This window comes from Parafrigoribacterium mesophilum (genome assembly GCF_039652555.1).
Lineage (GTDB): Bacteria > Actinomycetota > Actinomycetes > Actinomycetales > Microbacteriaceae > Parafrigoribacterium > Parafrigoribacterium mesophilum.
The window spans coordinates 1-578 of sequence record NZ_JBDJAF010000013.1; the positions used below are offsets into that span (position 1 = coordinate 1).

Genomic DNA, 578 nt, shown 5'->3' on the forward strand with positions numbered 1-578 from the left:
GGCCAGAGGCAGCCGCCGTCTCTGATGGCGAGGGCTTCGTGTTGCCGGTCGTCGAACAGGCGCCGGGTGCGACCCAAGTCCAGTGGCCCGCCGGTGGCGGTGGTGAAGATGGTTTGGGTGCCGCCCATGCACACCATCCGCTGGGCAGTGGTGGCCGACACCGGGGCGGGGTTGCCCTGGATGACCGCGAACCCGGTCCCGGATTCCAGGTCGGTTTGGGTGACCACGATCTTCACCTGCGGGGCGAACTTCCCGTACATCTTGTTCGGGTCGGCGCCCGCCCCGACGCGAACCAGCTGCAGCAGCCCGTCGGAGGCGATCTGCTCACTCGTGCGAGAGTCATCGGTGATTTTCTTGGCCCGCTCGATTTCGGCCGGGTCCACCATGCGGGGTCCGCCGCGCCGGGGTGAGGTGAGTGGGTCGATGGCGGCGGTGAGGTAGCCGGCGCCCTCGGGATCTAAGTCCCAGGAGGCATGCAGCATCCCATTGCCCAGTTTGCGCAGTTTCAGACTGCGCTGCTGGAACAGTTCCGCCTCCCGGGCAGGGATACCCTCCTCATCGATCAGATCCCGACAGAT

At 66.8% G+C, this 578-nt stretch carries 1 protein-coding gene; it reads right to left on the minus strand.

The genetic code is table 11. The features are described from left to right. A partial coding sequence (locus tag ABFX56_RS15890) for a DUF222 domain-containing protein (protein WP_346234342.1) occupies positions 1-578 on the minus strand: 578 nt, incomplete at both ends.